The sequence below is a fragment of the Streptomyces sp. SID5464 genome (genome assembly GCF_009862985.1).
Taxonomy (GTDB): Bacteria; Actinomycetota; Actinomycetes; order Streptomycetales; family Streptomycetaceae; genus Streptomyces; species Streptomyces chartreusis_D.
Genome location: NZ_WWIQ01000022.1, coordinates 77,252 through 95,927 on the forward strand (window position 1 = coordinate 77,252; position 18,676 = coordinate 95,927).

Consider the following 18,676-nt stretch of genomic DNA (forward strand, 5'->3'; position numbering starts at 1 on the left):
CCACCGAGCTGAGCGAGGAGCCTTCTTTGGCCTGTGACCTGTGGCTGGTACCGCTCGTCGACGTCTTGTGCCACACGCCGGACAACCCGTTCGCCGAGGAACTCGCGCAATACAACAAGGTGCTCGCCGAGGCCGGGCTGCCGCCGGTGCCGGTGTACCAGTACATGCCGGGACTGTCGGGCGACGTCGCCCCGGTCGCGGGCTTCGACTACGACGCGCTCCACTTCCTGCGCCGCGCCTACCTGCTCCAGGTGTGCGGCCTGCCGGTGACGCCCGTGGACGAACTCGGCGGCGACTACGAGCAGTTGCTGGAGATGTTCGAGTCGACCGCCCAGCAGTCGCACCTCGTCTGGCACTACGACCACGCGGGCGCCTACGTCCCCGTCGACTTCCCCAGCCCGCTCGCCGACGACGATCTCCTCGCGGGCGGCGGTCCGCTGGGCTCCTCCCACGCCCTGCTGCGGGAGCTGGAGCTGGTCGCCCCGGCCATCGGCATCGACCCGTCCAACCCGCCGGCCGCGCCCCAGCCGCCGCTCGTGCCCACGGAGTTGGAGGAACCCGCCGTCCCGGCCCCGTACGATCCCAGCCCCTTCGCCAGGGAACGCCACGTCTGGCTCGGTCTGCACGCGGCCGTGACGCGGAGTCTGGCCCAGGGGTCGATGATCGTCTTCAGCTGAGGTCAGCGCATCTGGGAGAGGCCCTTCTGCAGGTCGTCGCCGTTCATGACCGGGAAGACCTCGATCTCGGCGTTGAGATCGTTGAAGAACGGTTCGAGCATGGGCGGGAGCTGGGAGCTGTCCTGCATGTCGAAGACCATGAAACAGGTCCTGCGACCGCCCGCGGGGCCGAAGTAGGCCGCCTCCGGCCTGAGCTTCTCCATGGCCCCCTGGATGATCTGCGGCATCTTGCCGCCCAGGATCGCCTCGTTGCCCTTTTCCGTGTCCAGCGTCGCCTTGACCATCACGCGCATGGCACTCACTTCCTCTGTCTCGTCGTGGTGGTGACTGCTGCGATTCGCAAGCTCAGCGTATGGCCCGATTTGTCCGATAGGCCCTTTGATTGCTCCAACGGGAGCAGACAGCGGAACGTCCCGGCGACCACGAGGGTCACCGGGACGCGGGGTGTTCGCCGCTCGGTCCGGCTACAGGAACGAGTTGATCTCGATCGTCTCGTCCCGGCCCGGGCCCACGCCGATCGCGGAGATCGGGGCGCCGGACATCTCCTCCAGCGCCTTGACGTAGCTCTGGGCGTTCTTCGGCAGGTCGGCGAAGGACTTGGCCTTGCTGATGTCCTCGCTCCAGCCCGGCAGCATCTCGTAGACCGGCTTCGCGTGGTGGAAGTCGGTCTGGGAGTAGGGGAGCTCCTCGACGCGCCTGCCGTCGATCTCGTACGCCACGCACACCGGGATCTGCTCCCAGCCGGTGAGGACGTCGAGCTTGGTGAGGAAGAAGTCGGTCAGGCCGTTCACCCGGGTCGCGTAGCGGGCGATCACCGCGTCGAACCAGCCGCAGCGGCGGTCACGGCCGGTGGTGACACCGCGCTCGCCGCCGATCCGGCGCAGCGCCTCGCCGTCCTCGTCGAACAGCTCCGTCGGGAACGGGCCCGCGCCGACACGGGTGGTGTAGGCCTTGAGGATGCCGATGACGCGGCTGATCTTCGTCGGGCCCACGCCCGCGCCCGTGCAGGCGCCGCCCGCGGTCGGGTTGGACGAGGTGACGAAGGGGTACGTGCCGTGGTCGATGTCGAGGAGCGTGCCCTGACCGCCCTCGAACAGCACGACCTTGTCCTCCTCCAGCGCCTGGTTGAGGACCAGGACGGTGTCGGCGACGTACGGCGCGAGCTTGTCCGCGTAGCCGAGCAGCTCCTCGACGACCTGGTCGACGGCGATCGCGCGCCGGTTGTAGAGCTTGGTGAGGATCTGGTTCTTGACGTCGAGGGCCGCCTCGACCTTCTGCGTGAGGATCGACTCGTCGTACAGGTCCTGCACGCGGATACCGACGCGGTTGATCTTGTCGGCGTAGGTCGGGCCGATGCCGCGCCCGGTCGTGCCGATCTTCCGCTTGCCGAGGAAACGCTCCGTCACCTTGTCCACCGTGACGTTGTACGGCGTGATGATGTGCGCGTTTCCGCTGAGGAGGAGCTTGGAGGTGTCGACACCACGCTCGTTCAGACCGCTCAGCTCGGAGAGCAGGACCGACGGGTCGACGACGACACCGTTACCGATGACCGGCGTGCAGCCGGGAGACAGGATTCCGGAAGGGAGCAGGTGGAGGGCGTACTTCTGGTCGCCCACGACCACGGTGTGGCCGGCGTTGTTGCCGCCCTGGTAGCGCACTACATAGTCCACCGAGCCACCGAGCAGGTCGGTGGCCTTTCCCTTGCCTTCGTCACCCCACTGAGCACCGAGCAGCACAAGTGCGGGCACGCGCGTACACCCCTTCCGGGCGGGGCATGTCCATGGTCGAGGGCGAACGCGGAGGTTCGGAAACCGCGTGCACCGCGACCGCCGTTGGCCGCCAACCGTCGGACCGGATGCCCCGGAATAGACGAAGCCCCTGGCGCAATAGCGCAAGGGGCTCTTGCACAAAGATGCTACCCGAGGAAGCGAGGCATGGCCGAGGTGGCGACTTCCGCGACGTCCGAGCAGCTGCTGGTGGTCATCGACCCGGTCGCCCGTCGGTCGGACGGCGAGTCCGTCCGGATCGCGAAAGACGTGCTCGGAGCGGGTGCGGCCGTGAAACTGTGCCTGCCGGACGGGCCGGAGGAGTTCGCCCGGGCGCTGGCCCGGCGGGGCTCGCGGCGCCCGGTCCTGGTCGGCGACGACCGGGCCCTGATCCGCGCGGTGTCCCTGCTGCACCGGCATCGGGAGCTGGCCGGGTGTGCGCTGTCGGTGGTGCCGGTCGGGGGCGCGCTGTCCCTCGCCCGGTCGCTGGGGGTGCCGACGGGGACGGTGGCGGCGGCGCGGGCGGTGCTCGACGGGGTCGAGCGGCGGATGGACCTGCTGGTCGACGACAGCGACGGGGTGGTGCTCGGCGCGCTGCGGATACCTCCGGTGACGGCCGGCCCTGAGGCGCCGGACCCCGAGACCGTGCCGGGCCGCCCCTGGCTGCGGACCTGCCAGTCCCTGGTACGCACCCTGGTCCCGGCCGCCCGGCCGTCCCGGCTCGCCTCCGCGCCCGAGCCCGGGCCGTCCCGGCTGCGGGTCGAGGTCGACGGCGAGACCCTCGTCGACCTGCACCAGCCGGTCGAGGCGGTGTCGGTGTCGCCCTCGGCCTCCGGTCTGGCGGCGGTGGAGGTCCGCCCGGTGTCGGTGGGCGCCGAGGCCTCGCCCCTGCTCGCGGAGGGCCGGTCGGTGACCGTCTCGGGGGCGCATTTCCGGTACCGCGCGGACACGGTCGTGTCGGGGCCCGTACGGACACGGACGTGGGTGGTGCGGGAAGGGGCGTGGGGGCTGACGGTGCCGGCGGCGCCGTGAGTCAGCCCTCGGCTTCCTCCTGCTCGGGGGCCGTGAAACCGGCGGTGTCGAGTGTGCAGCCGAACGGGTCCGGGATGGCGAGCTTCTCGCCGAAGGGCTTGGTGAGGCGCAGCTGGTACCCCTTGGCCGAGGGCGACCCGTGGACGACGGCCTGCTGCTCCTGCATGTCGAGAATCAGATAGACGGGGACGCCCGCCTTGCCGTAGACATCGGCCTTGTCGGTCAGGTCGTCGGTCCGGGTGGAGGGGGAGGTGAGCTCGGCGACGAAGGACAGGGCTTCGTGGTCAAGCCGGTTGCTCGTGGTCCGGTACGCCCGACGGTGAGCTGCGTGGATGTCGGGTCCGTACGCGGATTCGGACCCGGGAAACGCATACAGAAACGGCGCGCAGCTGATTCGGTGCCCTTCGGGCAGATGGGGCCGCAGCTGGTCACAGACCAGTTCCATGACGTCGAGGTAGTACCCCTTGGACCACGGCGACACGACGATGCTCCCCCTGACGATCTCGGCCTTGTAGCCGTCGGGCACGTTCAGCTCGTCGAGGAGGTCCAGAAGCTCCTCGAAGTCACTGCGGGGCCTGGTGCCGCTCATCACCGGTCGCTCTGCCATGAGTGTCATGATGCGCCCTCCCCTTCGACCCGGACCAGACGCCACTCAGCGTAGTCAACTGCTCACGCATCCGTGATCGGTTTCCGGGAGGTACTCACTCGGCCCCGAACGTCTTCTCCCGGTGCACCCGCCACCGTTCCATCATCGCCACGATCTCGGCCTCCACGAACTCGAAGAACGCCAGCGTCTCGGCCATCCGGCGGCCGGCCGGGGTGTCGGCGCCGAGGCTGGTGACGCCGTCACGCAGGGCGCCTTCCCAGCGCTGGATGACCGCCTCCCGGTTGGTCAGGGCCTCGTACCACTGGTTGCCGTGCACCCGGTAGCGCTCCCGGCGCGAACCCGGCTCCCGTTCGCGCGAGACCATGTGCTGCTGCGCCAGATACCGCACGGCCCCGGACACCGCCGCGGGACTGATCCGCAGCTGCTCGCCCAGGTCCGCGGAGGTCATCGCACCCTCGTCCGAGGAGAGCAGCGCGGCGAAGACCCGGGCGGGCATCCGCGGCAGTCCCGCCTCGACGAGCTGCGCCGCGAAGGACTCCACGAACCTCGACACGGCCTCCGCGTCCCGCGCGTTCCCGGCTGATTGCGTCATGCGCCCATCGTATCCATGATTCATACGCTTCATTAACTTCACAAATTTCTGAAGGAAGCGTACGTTCTGAAGCATGACGAAGGCCATCACCGTCTCCGGGCTGCACAAGTCCTTCGGGCGGACGCACGCACTCGACGGGCTCGATCTGGAGGTCGCCTCCGGCGAGGTCCACGGCTTCCTCGGCCCCAACGGCGCCGGGAAGTCCACCACCATCCGGATCCTGCTCGGGCTGCTGCGTGCCGACTCGGGCGCCGCGCAGGTGCTGGGCCACGACCCCTGGACGGACGCGGTGGAGGCGCACCGCCGGATCGCCTACGTCCCCGGGGACGTGACGCTGTGGCGCAACCTCTCCGGCGGCGAGGTCATCGACCTGTACGGCAGGCTGCGCGGAGGGCTGGACTCCCGGCGCCGCGCGGAGCTGATCGAGCGGTTCGAACTCGACCCCACCAAGAAGGGCCGCACCTACTCCAAGGGCAACCGGCAGAAGGTCGCCCTGGTCGCCGCGTTCGCCTCGGACGTCGACCTGCTGATCCTGGACGAGCCGACCTCGGGCCTGGACCCGCTGATGGAGGAGGTCTTCCAGCGCTGCGTCGAGGAGGAGCGCGACCGGGGCCGGACCGTCCTGCTCTCCTCCCACATCCTGAGCGAGGTCGAGGAGCTGTGCGACCGGGTGAGCATCATCCGCAACGGCCGCACCGTCGAGTCGGGTTCGCTCGCCGACCTGCGCCACCTGACCCGCACCAGTGTCGTCGCCGAACTCGCGGGCCCGCCCGACGGGCTGGCGAACCTGCCGGGCGTCCACGACCTCGACGTACGGGGAAGCCGGGTCCGGCTCCAGGTCGACACCGACGGGCTGGACGCCGTCCTGCGGTCCCTGAGCGAGTCGGGCGTACGGTCGCTGACGTCGACGCCGCCGACGCTGGAGGAACTGTTCCTGCGGCACTACCAGGACGAGGCGGAGGCGGCGGTCCGATGACGGCCTTCGCGGTGAGGCCCGGCAGCTCACGTCAACTGGCGGGTACCAGGACCTTGTTGCGGTTCGCGCTGCGCCGGGACCGGCTGGTGATCCCGGTGTGGATCGCGGTGAACGCGCTGATGGTCCTCTCGATGCCGGGCACGCTGGAGGGCCTGTACGGCACCCCGGCCGAACGTGCCGACCTGATCCGGCAGATGGGGACCAACTCCTCGCTGCGCGCGATGGTCGGCCCGGTCTTCGACGACTCACTGGGCGCGCTGACGGCCTGGCGGGTCGGCGTCTACGCGGGCGCCCTGGCCGCCGTGATGAGCCTGCTGGTCGTCGTGCGGCACACCCGCGACGAGGAGGAGAGCGGCCGTCAGGAGCTGGTCGCGTCCGGGACGGTGGGCCGCCGGGCCTCCCTCACGGCGGCCCTGCTGGCGGCGGCGGTCGCGAACGCGGTCCTGGCGCTGCTGCTGACCGCCGGGCTGGCCGGACACGGTGCTGCCGGGGCACTGGCCCTGGGCCTCGGCATCGCCGGGGTGGGGATGGTCTTCGCCACGATGGCGGCGATCGTCGCCCAGCTCACGGAGAGCGCCCGGCTGGCCCGCGGTCTGACGGCGGCGGTGCTGGGCGCCGTGTTCGTGCTGCGCGCGGCGGGCGACGCGGCGACGGACGACGGTTCGTCGGTGCTGACGTGGGTGTCGCCGCTGGGCTGGCTGGAGAACCTGCGGCCGTACGCAGGCGAGCGCTGGTGGGTGCTGGCGCTGCTCGCCGGGGCGGTCCTGCTCCAGGGCGCGGTCGCGTACGGGCTGGCCGGCCGCCGGGACATCGGCATGAGCTTCCTGCCCACCCGGCCGGGCCCCGCGTCCGGCCGCCTGGGCAGCGCGGAAGCGCTGGCCTGGCGGTTGCAGCGGGGCGGCGTGCTGGGCTGGAGCATCGGTTTCCTCCTCGCCGGGGTCGTCTACGGCGGCATGACCGAGGGCGCGGCCGACCTGGTCGGCGACAACGAGAACGCCCGGCGGATCTTCGAGCGGATGGGCGGCCGGTCCGGGCTGACGGACACGTTCCTCGCCTCGATGACCGGCATGCTCGGCCTGGTCGCGGCGCTGTACATCGTCGCGTCGGTGCTCCGTCTGCACGGCGAGGAGACCTCCGGCCGGGCGGAACCGGTGCTGGCGAACGCGGTGGGCCGCCTGCGCTGGGCCGCCGGGCATCTGGTGATCGCCTTCGGCGGGGCCGCCCTGATCATGCTGCTGGCCGGCCTCGGCCTGGCCGCCGGCTACGGCAAGGAGGCCGGCCCGATCCTGGGCGCGTGCCTGGTGCAGCTGCCGGCGGTCTGGGTGATCGGCGGGGTGGCGGTGCTGCTGCACGGCGTACTGCCCCGGGGAGCTGCGGCGGCATGGGCCGTGGCCGGAGCGGTCCTGCTGATCGGCTGGGTCGGCCCCGCCCTGGACGTACCGCAGGCGGTGCTGGACATCTCGCCGTTCGGGCACCTGCCCAAGCTGCCGGGAGGGTCCATGGAATGGGGGCCGGTCGTGGTGCTGACCGGACTGGCGGTGGTGCTGGTGGCGGCAGGGCTGGCGGGGTTGCGGAGGCGGGACATGACCACCTGAGCGGGTGATCAGGAACGGCTGATCACCCCACCTCGACGGCCAGCCCCTCCAGCCCCCTGATCACGAAGTTCGGCTTACGGACGGGCTCGGCGGCCAGGCGCAGCGTCGGCGCCCTCTCCAGCAGCGCCCCCATCGACGCCGCCAGTTCGATGCGGGCCAGGGGTGCGCCGATGCAGTAGTGGATGCCGGCGCTGAAGGAGATGTGGGGGTTGTCCTCACGGCCGAGGTCGAGTCGGCCCGGGTCGGTGAAGACCTCCGGGTCGTGGTTGGCGGAGCCGAAGAGCAGGGCGACCTCCGCGCCGCGGGGGATCGTCGTGCCGGCGAGTTCGATCTCGTCCAGGACCCAGCGCTCGAAGAGCTGGAGCGGGGTGTCGTAGCGCATCAGTTCCTCGACGGCGGAGGGGATGAGCGTGTGGTCCGCGCGCAGCAGCTCCAGCTGGGCCGGGTTGCGGAACAGGGCGTACCAGCCGTTGACCGTGGCGTTCACCGTGGCCTCGTGGCCGGCGTTGAGCAGGAGGACCGCCGTCGAGATCATCTCCTGCTCGGTGAGGCGGTCGCCCTCGTCATGGGCCGCGATGAGGCCCGAGATGAGGTCATCGCCGGGCTCCTTGCGGCGGGCCGCGATCAGGTCGCGCAGGTAGTCGGAGAACTCCACCGAGGCCCTGACCGCCTTCGCCGCCGTCTCCTGCGAGGGGTTCAGCTCGTACATCCCGCAGATGTCCGCCGACCAGGGCCGCAGCGGGGCCCGGTCGGACTCGGGGATGCCGAGCATCTCCGCGATCACCGCCACCGGGAGGGGCTCGGCGACGTCCTTCAGCAGGTCCCCGCCGCCCGCTTCGGCCAGGGCCGAGGCGAGCTCGTCCGCCAGGCCCCGCACGTACGGCTTCAGCCGCTCCACCGTGCGCGGCGTGAACGCCTTCGACACCAGGCGCCGGATCCGGGTGTGGTCCGGCGGCTCCAGGTCGAGCATCCCGTGGTCGTTCAGCGTGTGGAACGGCTCCTGCTCCGGCTGGGGCGCGGTGCGGCCGAACTCCTCGTGCGTGAACCGGTGCTGGTACGTCCGGCCCAGGCGCCGGTCCCGCAGCAGCGCCGAGACGTCCGCGTGGTGCGGGACGAGCCACTGGTTCGTGGGCTCGTAGTAGTGCACCCGGCCCCGCGCACGCAGCTCGGCGTAGGCGGGGTAGGGGTCGGCGAGGAACGCCGGGTCCCACGGGTCGAACGCGAGGTCCAGAGCAGCTGCCATGGACGGACGCTAGCTCCCCACCCCCGTCCCTGACCAGGGGGGTTCGGGCTGGACCGGCGGACCGGCCGAGCAATCAAGATCGTTAAGCTGGGCGTGCCGCCTGAGCGGCACAAGCCTTACGCGAGGGAAAAACTTCATGACACAGCAGCGAGCCAAGCTCCGCACCCGCGTCCCCGCCCGTCTGGCCGCCTCGGCCGTGCTGGCCCTGTCGCTGACCGCCGGCGCGGCCGCGACCACCGCCCCGGCCGCCACCGCCGCCGAGATGCCCTGCAAGCCGCGCGTCTACTACTACGTCTACAAGGGCAGTGGCGTGAACTTCCGCACGGGCCCCGGCACCGGCTACAAGTCCAAGGGCCTCCTCCACAAGAACGACTGGGGCAAGAAGGTCGGCACCAAGGGCTCCTGGATCAAGCTGAAGCTGGGCCAGAAGTCCAAGAGCGGGCTGGCCAAGGGCACCACCGGCTGGGTTTCCAAGTCGTACGTGAGCGACTGCACGCCGATGCAGCTGGACTGATCCGGCCTTGTCCGTCGCCCCCGGGCCCACGGGCCTGCGGGGCGACGCCCCCCCCCGGCTAGCCGGGCGTCACCAGCCGCGCCTCGTACGCGAACACCGCCGCCTGCGTCCGGTCCCTGAGCCCCAGCTTCACCAGGATCCGGCTGACGTGCGTCTTGATCGTCGACTCGGCGACCACCAGCCGCTCGGCGATCTCCCCGTTCGACAGGCCCTGCGCGATGAGGACCAGCACCTCCGTCTCCCGGTCGGTGAGGTCGCCGTACGCCGCCTGCGCGGAGGGCATCAGGCGCGGGGTCTCGGAGAGCTTGGAGAACTCGGTGATCAGGCGCCTGGTCACCGAGGGGGCCAGGAGAGCCTCACCGGAGGCCACGATCCGCACCCCGTCGGCGAGCTGGCGGGCCGAGGCGTCCTTGAGGAGGAACCCGGAGGCCCCCGCGCGCAGCGCCTGGTAGACGTACTCGTCGAGGTCGAAGGTGGTGAGCACCAGAACCTTCGCCGTGCCGTCGGCGGCGACGATCTCGCGGGTCGCCTCGATGCCGTTCAGCTCGGGCATGCGGATGTCCATCAGCACGACGTCCGGGGCGAGTTCGCGGACCTTCGCTACGGCCTCCCGGCCGTTCACCGCCTCGCCGACGACCTCGATGTCCGGCATCGCGTTCAACAGGACCGAGAAGCCCTCGCGCACCATCATCTGATCGTCCGCGATCAGCACGCGAATGGTCATGCGTCGTCCTCGTCCGGCAGGGCGACCGGCAGGAACACCGTCACCTCGTAACCTCCGTCGTCCGTCGGGCCCGCCGTCATCTCACCGCTCAGCATCGTCACGCGCTCCCGCATGCCCGTGATGCCGTGTCCGGCGCCCGGCGAGGGCTTGATCAGGCTCGGGTTCGGCGGCGGCCCGTTGACTATGCGCAGGCCCAGGCCGCCGAGCACGTACCCGATCTCGACGCGGGCGCTCGCACCCGGCGCGTGCCGCAGGGTGTTGCTGAGGGCCTCCTGCACGATCCGGTACGCCGACAGTTCCACGCCCTGCGGCAGCTCGCGCACCGCGCCGGTCACCACCTTCTCGACCCCCGAACCGGCCTCCCGCACATTGGCCAGCAGCCCCTCCAGGTCGGCGAGCGTGGGCTGCGGGGCGTCCGGGGCCTCGTAGTCCTCGGCGCGGACGACGCCCAGGACACGGCGCAGCTCGGTCAGGGCCGCCACCGCGTTCTCCCGGATCGTGGCGAAGGCCTTCTCAAGCTCCGGCGGCGGGTTCTCCACCCGGTAGGGTGCGGCCTCCGCCTGGATGGCGACCACCGACATGTGGTGGGCGACCACGTCGTGCAGCTCGCGCGCGATCGTCGTGCGCTCCTCCAGCAGCGTGCGGCGGGAGCGCTCGTGCGCGGTGACCGTCTGCTGCGCGGTGACCTCCTGCTCCGCGTGGCGGCGGATGTGCCAGACGGTGACGCAGAGCAGGATCATGGCCGAGAACACCAGCATCGGACCGGAGTTGGTGCCGTACACGTAGGTCGGGCCGATGCCGGTGTCCGCGATGAGCGCGTACAGCGCCGTCAGCGCCCACATCCACCCGGCCGTACGCGGCCTGGTACGCATGGCCACGACCGTCAGCACCGTCAGGTGGCAGGCGAAACTGCCTGCCGCCCAGGGCCACTCGCCCCAGTTGCTGCCGAGCACGGCGGCCAAGGGAGTGGATGCCATGGACGCCCAGAATGCTCCGACCGGCCGGATCATGGTCAGCAGGACAGGGAGCACGGTCAGCGGAGCGATCAGCAGCACCTCGCCGTCGGTGTCGACGCTGGAGAGGAGCAGGGTGATCAGGGCCGCCATGGCTATCAGGGCGTGCGGTGTCCAGGTCGCGTACTCCCTCAGGCGGGCGGGCAGCCGTCGGATGATCCGCCCGTCCGTGCGTCTGCGCGGCAGCGGCCGGTAGGCGAACGCGTTGTGGAAGAGGTCCTGCCGCAGCCCGCGCAGGGAATCCACGGCCACCCGGTACTCCGGGCTGCGCGCTTTCGCCCTGTCCCCCGGCGGCGTGGTCTGCATGTGAGTCGTCTCGGTCACGTACAGAACGGTAAGCGCGCCCCCGGGTCGCGGTCGTCCCCTTGGAGAGGGGTCCCCCGGAGTCCCCCTCAGGTACTACGGGGCCTGCGCCTAGTACCCCGACGGCCGGACCAGCCCCGACTCGTAGGCGAACACCGCCGCCTGCGTCCGGTCCCGCAGGCCCAGCTTCACCAGGATCCGGCCCACATGGGTCTTCACCGTCTGCTCGGCGACGAACAGGTGCCGGGAGATCTCCCCGTTCGACAGGCCCTGCGCGATCAGGGCGAGCACCTCCGTCTCCCGCTCGGTCAGGTCACCGATCCGCTCCTTGAGCGGGGCGCGGGGCCGGTCGTCCAGCCGGGAGAACTCGGCGATCAGCTTGCGGGTGATGACCGGGGCGAGCAGCGCGTCACCGGCCGCGATCACCCGGACCGCCTCGGCGAGCTGCTCCGACGACGCGTCCTTCAGCAGGAACCCGGAGGCTCCGGCGCGCAGCGCGTCGTACACGTACTCGTCGAGGTCGAAGGTGGTGAGCACCAGCACCTTGACGTCCGGGTTCGCGGTCGTGATGCGCTCGGTGGCCTCGATGCCGCCGATCCCGGGCATGCGGATGTCCATGAGGACGACGTCCGGGGCGGTCTCGGCGGCCCTCGCGACGCCGCCCTCTCCGTCCTTCGCCTCGCCCACGACCTCTATGTCGGGCTGGGTGCCGAGCAGCACGGTGAAGCCCTGCCGGACCATCGCCTGGTCGTCGACGATGAGAACCCGGATGGGTCGGCCGGCGCTGCTCGTCATGGGGTCCCTCCCGGGGGATCGGTGGTGGTGCCGGTGGAACGAGTGGTGCCCGGGGCGTCGGCGGGCGGCGTGTCCGGAAGGAACGCGGTCACCTTGAAGCCGTCCCAGTGCCACGGGTGCGCCGTCATGGTGCCACCGAGCATCGCGACCCGCTCCCGCATGCCGAGCAGTCCGTGCCCGGCTCCCGTCGAGGGCGGTGCGGGCCCGGTCGGCCGGCCGTTGACGACCTCCACCTCCAGCCCGTCCGGCTGATACGTGAGACGGACCGTGGCTCGCGCGCCGGGCGCGTGCCGCAGGACGTTGCTCAGCGCCTCCTGCACGATCCGGTACGCCGACAGCTCCACGCCGGGCGGCAGCGGCCGCCGCTCGCCGTTGATCTCGGTGATGACCTCGCGGCCGGCGGCCCGGGTGTTCTCCACCAGCGCGTCGAGCCGGTCGAGGGTGGGCTGCGGGGCGTGGCCGGCGGGATCCCCCGGTTCGGCCTGCTCGGAGCGCAGCACGCCCAGCACCCGGCGCAGCTCGGTCAGCGCCTCCAGCGCGTTCTGCCGGATACCGGCGAGGTTCTCCTTGAGTTCGTCGGGCGGGTTCTCGACGAGGTGCGGGGCGACCTGCGCCTGGATGGAGATGACCGACATGTGGTGGGCCACCACGTCGTGCAGCTCCCGGGCGATGCGGCTGCGCTCTTCCAGCAGGGTGCGCCGGGTGCGCTCCTCGGCGGTGAGCGTGGTCTGCTCGACCAGTTGCGCGCGGGCCTCGCGGCGACCGCGCAGGGCGGTGCCGACGACCACGACGACGGCGAACAGGGAGAGTGAGAGCACGCCGGTGGTGTCGTAGCGCTCCGCGTCCCGCAGGCCCTCCAGCCCGTAGGTGAGCAGCGCGGTCACCGCCAGGGTCGCTATCGCCGCGCGGGTGGGCACCCGCAGGGCGAGCAGCAGCAGCACGAACATCTCGGCGACGATGCCGGCCGCGGTCCAGGGCCAGGTGTAGGTCTCCGGGTCGAAACCGAGCCGGCCGCGCACCGCCACGGCTCCCACGACGAAGGCGCCCATGGACAGCCACCACGCCGGCACCGGCCGCCACAGTCCCAGGACCATGGCGCCGCCCTGCCCGGCCGCCACCAGGAAGGCCAGGTTGGGGCCGAGATGGCCGTTGTCGTTCATGTCGCCGGTGCCGCCGACCGTGACGCCGAATGCCGCCAGGCACACCAGTCCGTGGGGCAGCCAGCGCAGCCAGGTGGAGGGCGGCAGCGGATCTGCCCGGAGGGTCCACAGGTCCTCGCGCAGCACCCGCAGCCAGCCCCCGACGCGCGCCCGCAGCGCGCGGCCCACCCCCGTGTCCGTCACGCGCCCCAGCCTAGACATGGCGCGCCTCCACCGCTGTTGCCCGGTCGGACGGACGGTGCGCCCGCACCACCCGCGACCGCCGGCTCCGGCCACCACTCCGCTCGCAGGACCGGAAGGCGGCCCAGCAGACGGCGAGGGCCAGGGCGAACACGGGCAGCCAGAGCAGCCGGGCCCCGACCCAGCCGAGGCTGTCGGGCGGCGTGTGCAGACCGGGGAGCCGGCCGGCGAGGAGGCCGGTGGCCGTCGTGGCCATCAGGGCCGTCTGGTGCCACAGGAAGATGGTCATCGCGGAGAGGTTGACGAGGGCCACCGCCGCCCACGCCACGGGCCGGCGCATCGCCCGCCGCAGCCGCTCGCGCAGCAGCAGGGCGAGACCGCACTGGGCCAGCCCGAAGGTGACGACCGCCAGCGTCGGCGGGTCCAGGTTGGACATGCCCTCGCCCGGGACGCCGACCATCGACGCCGGATAGCCCGCCCACGCGACGAGCCCCGCGGTCGCCACGGCACCGCCGGCCAGCAGGATCCAGCCCGCGCGGCGCCGCTCCAGCTCGCCCCGGGTCCAGGCCGCGCCCAGCGTGAAGGGCACCAGCCAGCCCGCGGCCACGTTCACCCAGCCCAGCCAGGAAGGGCCGCCGAGACCGAAGCGCAACAGGTCCACGTGCAGTACGACGGCCAGCGGCCAGAGCGGGTTGAGCCGGGTCAGCAGCGGTGTCGCCGCCGTCAGGGCCGCGAACACCACGAGGAACCACAGCGGGGACAGGGCCAGTTTCACCAGCGTCCGGACCGTCCCGAACTCGGCGCCCGACAGCAGCAGGGCGAGTGCGGCGACCGTCCACAGGCCGAGGACGGCCGCGACCGGTGTGAACAGCCGGGTCAGCCGGGCCGCCAGCCAGCGGTGGTACGGGATGCCACGGGCCCGGGCCGAGGCCAGGCTGCGGGTCGCGACATGGCCGCCGACCAGGAAGAACACGGCGAGCGTCTGGAACAGCCAGGAGACGGGCGTCAGCCAGGGCATGTGCTGGAGAGGACTCGCCGAGCGCAGGGTGCCGCTGTCGGCGACCAGGGCCGTGACCAGCCAGTGCCCGAGGACGACGCCGAGGACCGCGGCGGCGCGCAGGGCGTCCACGGCCCGGTCACGGTCGGCCGGGGTGGCCGCGGCGACGCGTTCGGCGCCACGGCGCACCCGGTGCCGGACTCCTCGTACTCCGACGTCAGTCATGGGTCACCGCCTTGGTCTCGCCCAGGACGATCCGGGCCAGGTTGGTCAGGGAGGTCGTGCCGGGTCTGAAGTAGTCGCTGTGGCCGCCGTCGCCGACCGCGAACACCCGGGCGCCGAAGGCCGGGGAGACGGGGTCGGTGCCGAAGCCGACGGTGGTGCCGAACAGGTCCGCGCTGACGTGCGGGACGTTCTCCACCCAGTCGTCGCCGCCGCGGGCCGCCCAGACGCGGGCGCGGGTGTGCAGGGCGGCCACGGAGTCCGCGCCGGTGCCGGGACTGCCGACGAGCGCGATGTCGTCGACGGCGAGCCCGGCGGCGGCCCGGCCGCAGACGACCGAGCCGTACGAGTGGCACAGCAGGGAGATGCGCGGTCCGCCGCCCGTTACGGCGCGCAGGTCGGCGACGAGCCCGCGCAGCCGCGGGGCCGCCTGCTCCGCCCTGCCCGTCGTCGTGACCGTCGTGCTCACCGTGCCCGGCGTCTCGTAGCCCAGCCAGGCCACGACCGCCGTGCGCGTGCCCTCGGGGGCCTCCCGTTCGAGCCGGCCGTACAGGGCGGCGGCGGCCGCGTGGAACCGGCCGTAGGTGTCGAGGCTCGTGTCGGAGCCGGGGACCAGGACGGCGATGCGGTCGGCGCGGGCGAGGTCGCCCAGCACCTCCGTCACCCGGCCGGAACCACGGCCGTCGAAGAGGAGGAGGTGCCGGGCCGGGGCGGCCAGGTGACGGTCCGTCGCGGCCCGGTCCCGGTCGTGGTGGGCGGCGGCCATGCGGGCCGCTTCGGCGGCGTTGGCACGGTTGGCCGCGTACGCCTCGTCGAGCGTCGACGCGCTGAGCGGTGCGAGGGAGGCGGGTGCGGGCGCGGGGATCTCCGGGCGCCCCGCCGCGGAGAGGGGGAACACCACCGCACCGGTGATGAGGGCGGCGAGCGCGGCCCGCCGCCATCGGTGGCCGCGGCGCCGAGCGCCTTCACCCCAGCCGTGTTCCGCCGCGAACCCCATGGTCGTCCCCTCCCGCCCACCCGGCCATCGGGTCTGCGTGGAAGGGAAGTTACGGACCGGGACTCGTCGTCCGCGTCACACCGCGGAGCTCACCCGCGGCCTGGCTCTCAGGTACTACGGGTACGACCCAAGGGTTGGACCGGGGGCCGCTCACCAGGCCAGTTGGGCGATCTCCTCCACGACCACCGCGCACGCGTCCGCCGCCGGGTCGATGAGCGGGAAGTGCCCCACGTCCTCCAGCAGCGTCACGCCCACCATCTCCCCGGCCTTCGCCGCCGCATCCGCGTAGGACTCGGCGACCATCTGCGGCACGTCGAGGTCCGTGCGGCCCTGGACGAGGGTGGTGGCGATGCCGGTGGGCAGCAGCAGCGCCGGGTCCGCGTACGGCTGCCGCTCGGCGAAGTGCTCGTCCCCGCCCAGGAGTTGCCGTACGGCTCCGCCGCACACGTCCAGCTTGTCGGCGACCGCGAGGTCCGCGATCGGGGCGAGGGCGACGACACCGCGCAGGGACGCCGGGCTGCCGCCGCGCCAGGGCGAGCCGGCCGGCAGGACGTGCCGGGCCGCGGCCCACAGCGCGAGGTGCCCGCCCGCCGAGTGACCGGTGAGGACCGTACGGCGCGGGTCGGCCTGCGGCAGCAGCTCCCGGACGAGCGCCGGAAGGGCGTCCAGCGCCGCCGAGACGTCGTCGAAGGTGTCGGGCCAGCGGCCCGCGACGGAGTCGTCGTCACCACCGCGCCGGTACTCGGCACTGGCCACGGCGAACCCGCGCCGGGCGAGGAAGTCCGCGAACGGGCTGATGTGACGCCGGTCGTACGGCGCCCGCCAGGCACCGCCGTGCAGCACGAGGACGACCGGGGCGGGGCCGCCCGGGCCGCCCTCCGCGCGCGGGGCGTAGAAGTCGATCACCTGGTCGGGGTGGTCGCCGTAGGCGGCGGTGGCGTCGGGGTCGACGGGCGCGTGGGAGAACACCGATTTCTCCTCGGCGGCGGCCCGTGCTGCTGCGACGTCGTCCGTCATGCGCCAACCTCTCAGCGTTCAAACGTATGTGGCGGACCAGGTGGGGATTCGGCCGTTGGCCGGGACGGTATCAGGCGCGTGACATGCGCGGACACGGGGATGTCACGCTCGGTGAAGCTCAAGCGGTTCTGTCGTTCCGGCGCGACGGGGCCGGGCCTGGGCAGCGGGCCCGGCCCCGTCGGCGCTCACGCCAGCGTCCCGGCCAGCACCCGCGCCGCCCGCTCCACGTCGGCGAAGCCCACGTACAGCGGTGTGAAGCCGAACCGCAGCACGTCCGGCGCCCGGAAGTCGCCGACCACACCCCGCTCGACGAGCCGTTTCATCACCTCACCGGCGTCGTCACAGCGCAGGGCGATCTGGCTGCCCCGCTCCGCGTGCGGCACCGGCGTCAGGCACTCGACCCTGCCCTCGGGCACGTAGGCGGCCACGCACTGCAGGAAGAAGTCCGTCAGCGCGAGCGACTTGGCCCGCACCGCCTCGATCCGCACCCCGTCCCACACCTCCAGGGCCGCCTCCAGGGCGAGCATGGAGAGGATGTCCGGTGTGCCGACCCGGCCGCGCAGGGCGCCGGGGGCCGGCTCGTACCCGCTCCGCATCCCGAACGGCTCGGCGTGGGAGTTCCAGCCCGGCAGCGGGGAGTCGAAGCGGTCCTGAAGCCCCCGGCGCACGTACAGGTACGCCGGTGAACCCGGCCCGCCGTTCAGGTACTTGTAGGTGCAGCCGACCGCGAGATCCACGCCGTGCTCGTCGAGGCCCACGGGCAGCGCGCCCGCGCTGTGGCACAGGTCCCAGACGGCGTACGCGCCGGCCTCGTGCACGGCGGCCGTCAGCGCCGGCAGGTCGTGCAGCCGGCCGGTGCGGTAGTCGACGTGGTTGAGGAGCACGGCGGCGGTACGGTCGCCCAGCGCGTCCGGCACCTGAGCCGGTGCCACCGGACGCAGGGTGCGGCCGGTCATCCGGGCGGCGGACTCGGCGATGTACCCGTCGGTGGGGAAGGTCGTGGCGTCGACGAGGATCTCGTCGCGGCCCTCCCCGGCCATTCGCACCGCCCCCACAAGTGCCTTGAAGACGTTGACACTCGTCGAGTCGCCCACCACGATCTGCCCGGGCGCCGCCCCGACCAGCGGGGCGATCCGGTCACCGATCCGCTCGGGCGCCGTCCACCAGCCGCTCTCCTCCCAGGACCGGATGCGCAGCTCGCCCCACTGACGGCGTACGACGTCCTCGACCCGCCCGGGGACGACGGCCGCCAGCGCGCCGAGCGAGTTGCCGTCGAGGTACGCGACGTCGTCGAGAACGAACTCGCCCCGCTTGTCCGCCAGTTCGTCGGCGGCGTCCAGCTTCTCCGCGCGCATCGCGAGTTCAGACATAGGACCGCGCCGTCCACAGCTCGGGGAACACGCTCTTCTGCGCCCGCTTCTCCAGCCAGGCCACCCCGGCGGAACCGCCCGTGCCGGTCTTGGCGCCCATCGCGCGGCGGGTGGCGACGAGGTGGTCGTTGCGCCAGCGCCACACCAGCTCGGCGACATCGGTCAACGCCTCGCCGAGCCGGGCGATCTCGCCGCTCTCGTCACCCGAGTAGACGGCCGTCCAGGCCGCCTCCACCTCCGGGGACGGCTCGTAGCGCAGCGACACGTCACGCCGCAGCACGGCCTCGGGGATGTCGTACCCGCGCCGCGCCAGCAGCCGCACCACCTCGTCGTACAGGCTCGGCTCGTGCAACGCCTTCTCCAGCTCGGCGTGCACGCGCGGCGCCCCCCGGTGCGGGACCAGCATGGACGCGGACTTGTCGCCGAGCAGGAACTCCATCCGCCGGTACATCGCCGACTGGAACCCCGAGCCCTCGCCGAGGGCGGACCGGTACGAGTTGAACTGGGCCGGCGTGAGCTGGCCGAGCGGCTTCCAGGAGGCGTTGAGCGCCTCCAGCTCGCGCACGGACCGCTTCAGGGCGGCGATCGCGGTGGGCACGTCGTCGCCGCGCAGCGCGTGTGCCGCCGTCTCCCACTCGTGGACGATGACGGTGAACCACAGCTCCATCACCTGGGTGGTGACCAGGAAGACCATCTCTCCGGGGTCGTCGGAGAGGGTGTGCTGGAGGTGGGTGAGCACGTCCGCCTTGACGTAGTCCTCGTACGGCGTCGTGCCATGGAAATCGAGATGCGGGGTCTCGGGCTCGTGAGCCTCGTGGGACATCGCTGTCTCCTGCAGATAACTCCGGGTAGCGGTCCGCCCCTGCCGATGCCGGCACGGGGGCCCCGGTCCCCAG

19 protein-coding genes are annotated in these 18,676 nt (G+C 72.1%); 5 read left to right on the forward strand and 14 right to left on the reverse strand.

The genetic code is table 11. From position 1 onward, the window contains the following. The first annotated feature begins 26 nt into the window (after window positions 1-26). Window positions 27-677: a hypothetical protein gene (locus GTY47_RS15910; protein WP_010032037.1), complete on the forward strand. Its 651-nt coding sequence runs from the start codon at window positions 27-29 to the stop codon at window positions 675-677. Between the two features lie 2 nt (window positions 678-679). Here GTY47_RS15910 and GTY47_RS15915 read toward each other — a convergent pair whose 3' ends face one another. Continuing rightward, on the reverse strand, window positions 680-970 hold the full coding sequence (locus GTY47_RS15915) for a DUF3303 family protein (RefSeq protein ID WP_010032038.1): 291 nt from the start codon (window positions 968-970) through the stop codon (window positions 680-682). 171 nt (window positions 971-1,141) lie between these two features. Next, the gene (locus GTY47_RS15920; RefSeq protein ID WP_010032040.1) at window positions 1,142-2,425 is read right to left on the reverse strand and encodes an adenylosuccinate synthase; all 1,284 of its coding nucleotides are present in this window, start codon (window positions 2,423-2,425) and stop codon (window positions 1,142-1,144) included. Window positions 2,426-2,611: 186 nt separating this feature from the next. Between GTY47_RS15920 and GTY47_RS15925 the strand changes: the two genes are divergently transcribed. Continuing rightward, a complete protein-coding gene (locus GTY47_RS15925) occupies window positions 2,612-3,475 on the forward strand; it encodes a hypothetical protein (RefSeq protein ID WP_010032042.1) in 864 nt (287 codons plus the stop codon). 1 nt (window position 3,476) lies between these two features. Here GTY47_RS15925 and GTY47_RS15930 read toward each other — a convergent pair whose 3' ends face one another. Both GTY47_RS15930 and GTY47_RS15935 read right to left on the reverse strand, forming a co-directional pair. After that, window positions 3,477-4,082, reverse strand: a complete 606-nt coding sequence (locus GTY47_RS15930) for a Uma2 family endonuclease (protein ID WP_231911141.1) — start codon at window positions 4,080-4,082, stop codon at window positions 3,477-3,479. Between the two features lie 94 nt (window positions 4,083-4,176). Then, window positions 4,177-4,674, reverse strand: a complete 498-nt coding sequence (locus tag GTY47_RS15935; RefSeq protein WP_029180616.1) for a helix-turn-helix domain-containing protein — start codon at window positions 4,672-4,674, stop codon at window positions 4,177-4,179. Window positions 4,675-4,747: 73 nt separating this feature from the next. Between GTY47_RS15935 and GTY47_RS15940 the strand changes: the two genes are divergently transcribed. Then, window positions 4,748-5,650, forward strand: coding sequence for an ABC transporter ATP-binding protein (locus GTY47_RS15940; RefSeq protein WP_010032046.1), 903 nt, complete (start codon window positions 4,748-4,750; stop codon window positions 5,648-5,650). Then, entirely contained in the window at window positions 5,647-7,245 is a 1,599-nt protein-coding gene (locus tag GTY47_RS15945; RefSeq protein ID WP_010032047.1) for an ABC transporter permease, read from the forward strand. Before GTY47_RS15940 ends, GTY47_RS15945 begins: the two co-directional genes overlap by 4 nt. A 22-nt stretch (window positions 7,246-7,267) precedes the next feature. Here the strand turns inward: GTY47_RS15945 and GTY47_RS15950 are convergent, their stop codons facing one another. Further along, complete coding sequence (locus tag GTY47_RS15950) at window positions 7,268-8,488, reverse strand: cytochrome P450 (protein ID WP_010032049.1); 1,221 nt, start codon at window positions 8,486-8,488, stop codon at window positions 7,268-7,270. Between the two features lie 136 nt (window positions 8,489-8,624). Here GTY47_RS15950 and GTY47_RS15955 point away from each other — a divergent pair, with 136 nt between their 5' ends. Next, entirely contained in the window at window positions 8,625-9,002 is a 378-nt protein-coding gene (locus GTY47_RS15955; protein ID WP_010032051.1) for an SH3 domain-containing protein, read from the forward strand. Between the two features lie 58 nt (window positions 9,003-9,060). Here the strand turns inward: GTY47_RS15955 and GTY47_RS15960 are convergent, their stop codons facing one another. From GTY47_RS15960 to GTY47_RS16000, 9 genes are all read right to left on the reverse strand, one after another. Further along, window positions 9,061-9,726, reverse strand: a complete 666-nt coding sequence (locus GTY47_RS15960; RefSeq protein WP_010032053.1) for a response regulator transcription factor — start codon at window positions 9,724-9,726, stop codon at window positions 9,061-9,063. Then, a complete protein-coding gene (locus GTY47_RS15965; protein ID WP_029180617.1) occupies window positions 9,723-11,063 on the reverse strand; it encodes a histidine kinase in 1,341 nt (446 codons plus the stop codon). The genes GTY47_RS15960 and GTY47_RS15965 overlap by 4 nt, the downstream gene beginning before the upstream one ends. 90 nt (window positions 11,064-11,153) lie before the next feature. Beyond that, the gene (locus GTY47_RS15970; RefSeq protein ID WP_010032056.1) at window positions 11,154-11,837 is read right to left on the reverse strand and encodes a response regulator transcription factor; all 684 of its coding nucleotides are present in this window, start codon (window positions 11,835-11,837) and stop codon (window positions 11,154-11,156) included. Then, window positions 11,834-13,198: a sensor histidine kinase gene (locus GTY47_RS15975; RefSeq protein WP_040902317.1), complete on the reverse strand. Its 1,365-nt coding sequence runs from the start codon at window positions 13,196-13,198 to the stop codon at window positions 11,834-11,836. Before GTY47_RS15975 ends, GTY47_RS15970 begins: the two co-directional genes overlap by 4 nt. Beyond that, window positions 13,191-14,399: an acyltransferase gene (locus GTY47_RS15980; protein WP_029180618.1), complete on the reverse strand. Its 1,209-nt coding sequence runs from the start codon at window positions 14,397-14,399 to the stop codon at window positions 13,191-13,193. The genes GTY47_RS15975 and GTY47_RS15980 overlap by 8 nt, the downstream gene beginning before the upstream one ends. Continuing rightward, window positions 14,392-15,393 (reverse strand): alpha/beta hydrolase, encoded by a 1,002-nt coding sequence (locus GTY47_RS15985; RefSeq protein WP_010032060.1) that lies wholly within the window; start codon window positions 15,391-15,393, stop codon window positions 14,392-14,394. The genes GTY47_RS15980 and GTY47_RS15985 overlap by 8 nt, the downstream gene beginning before the upstream one ends. Before the next feature lie 150 nt (window positions 15,394-15,543). Next, complete coding sequence (locus tag GTY47_RS15990) at window positions 15,544-16,410, reverse strand: alpha/beta hydrolase (RefSeq protein ID WP_010032061.1); 867 nt, start codon at window positions 16,408-16,410, stop codon at window positions 15,544-15,546. A 185-nt stretch (window positions 16,411-16,595) separates the two neighbouring features. After that, window positions 16,596-17,780, reverse strand: a complete 1,185-nt coding sequence (gene kynU / locus GTY47_RS15995) for a kynureninase (RefSeq protein ID WP_010032062.1) — start codon at window positions 17,778-17,780, stop codon at window positions 16,596-16,598. Beyond that, complete coding sequence (locus GTY47_RS16000; RefSeq protein WP_010032063.1) at window positions 17,773-18,603, reverse strand: tryptophan 2,3-dioxygenase family protein; 831 nt, start codon at window positions 18,601-18,603, stop codon at window positions 17,773-17,775. The genes kynU and GTY47_RS16000 overlap by 8 nt, the downstream gene beginning before the upstream one ends. Window positions 18,604-18,676: the final 73 nt, after the last annotated feature.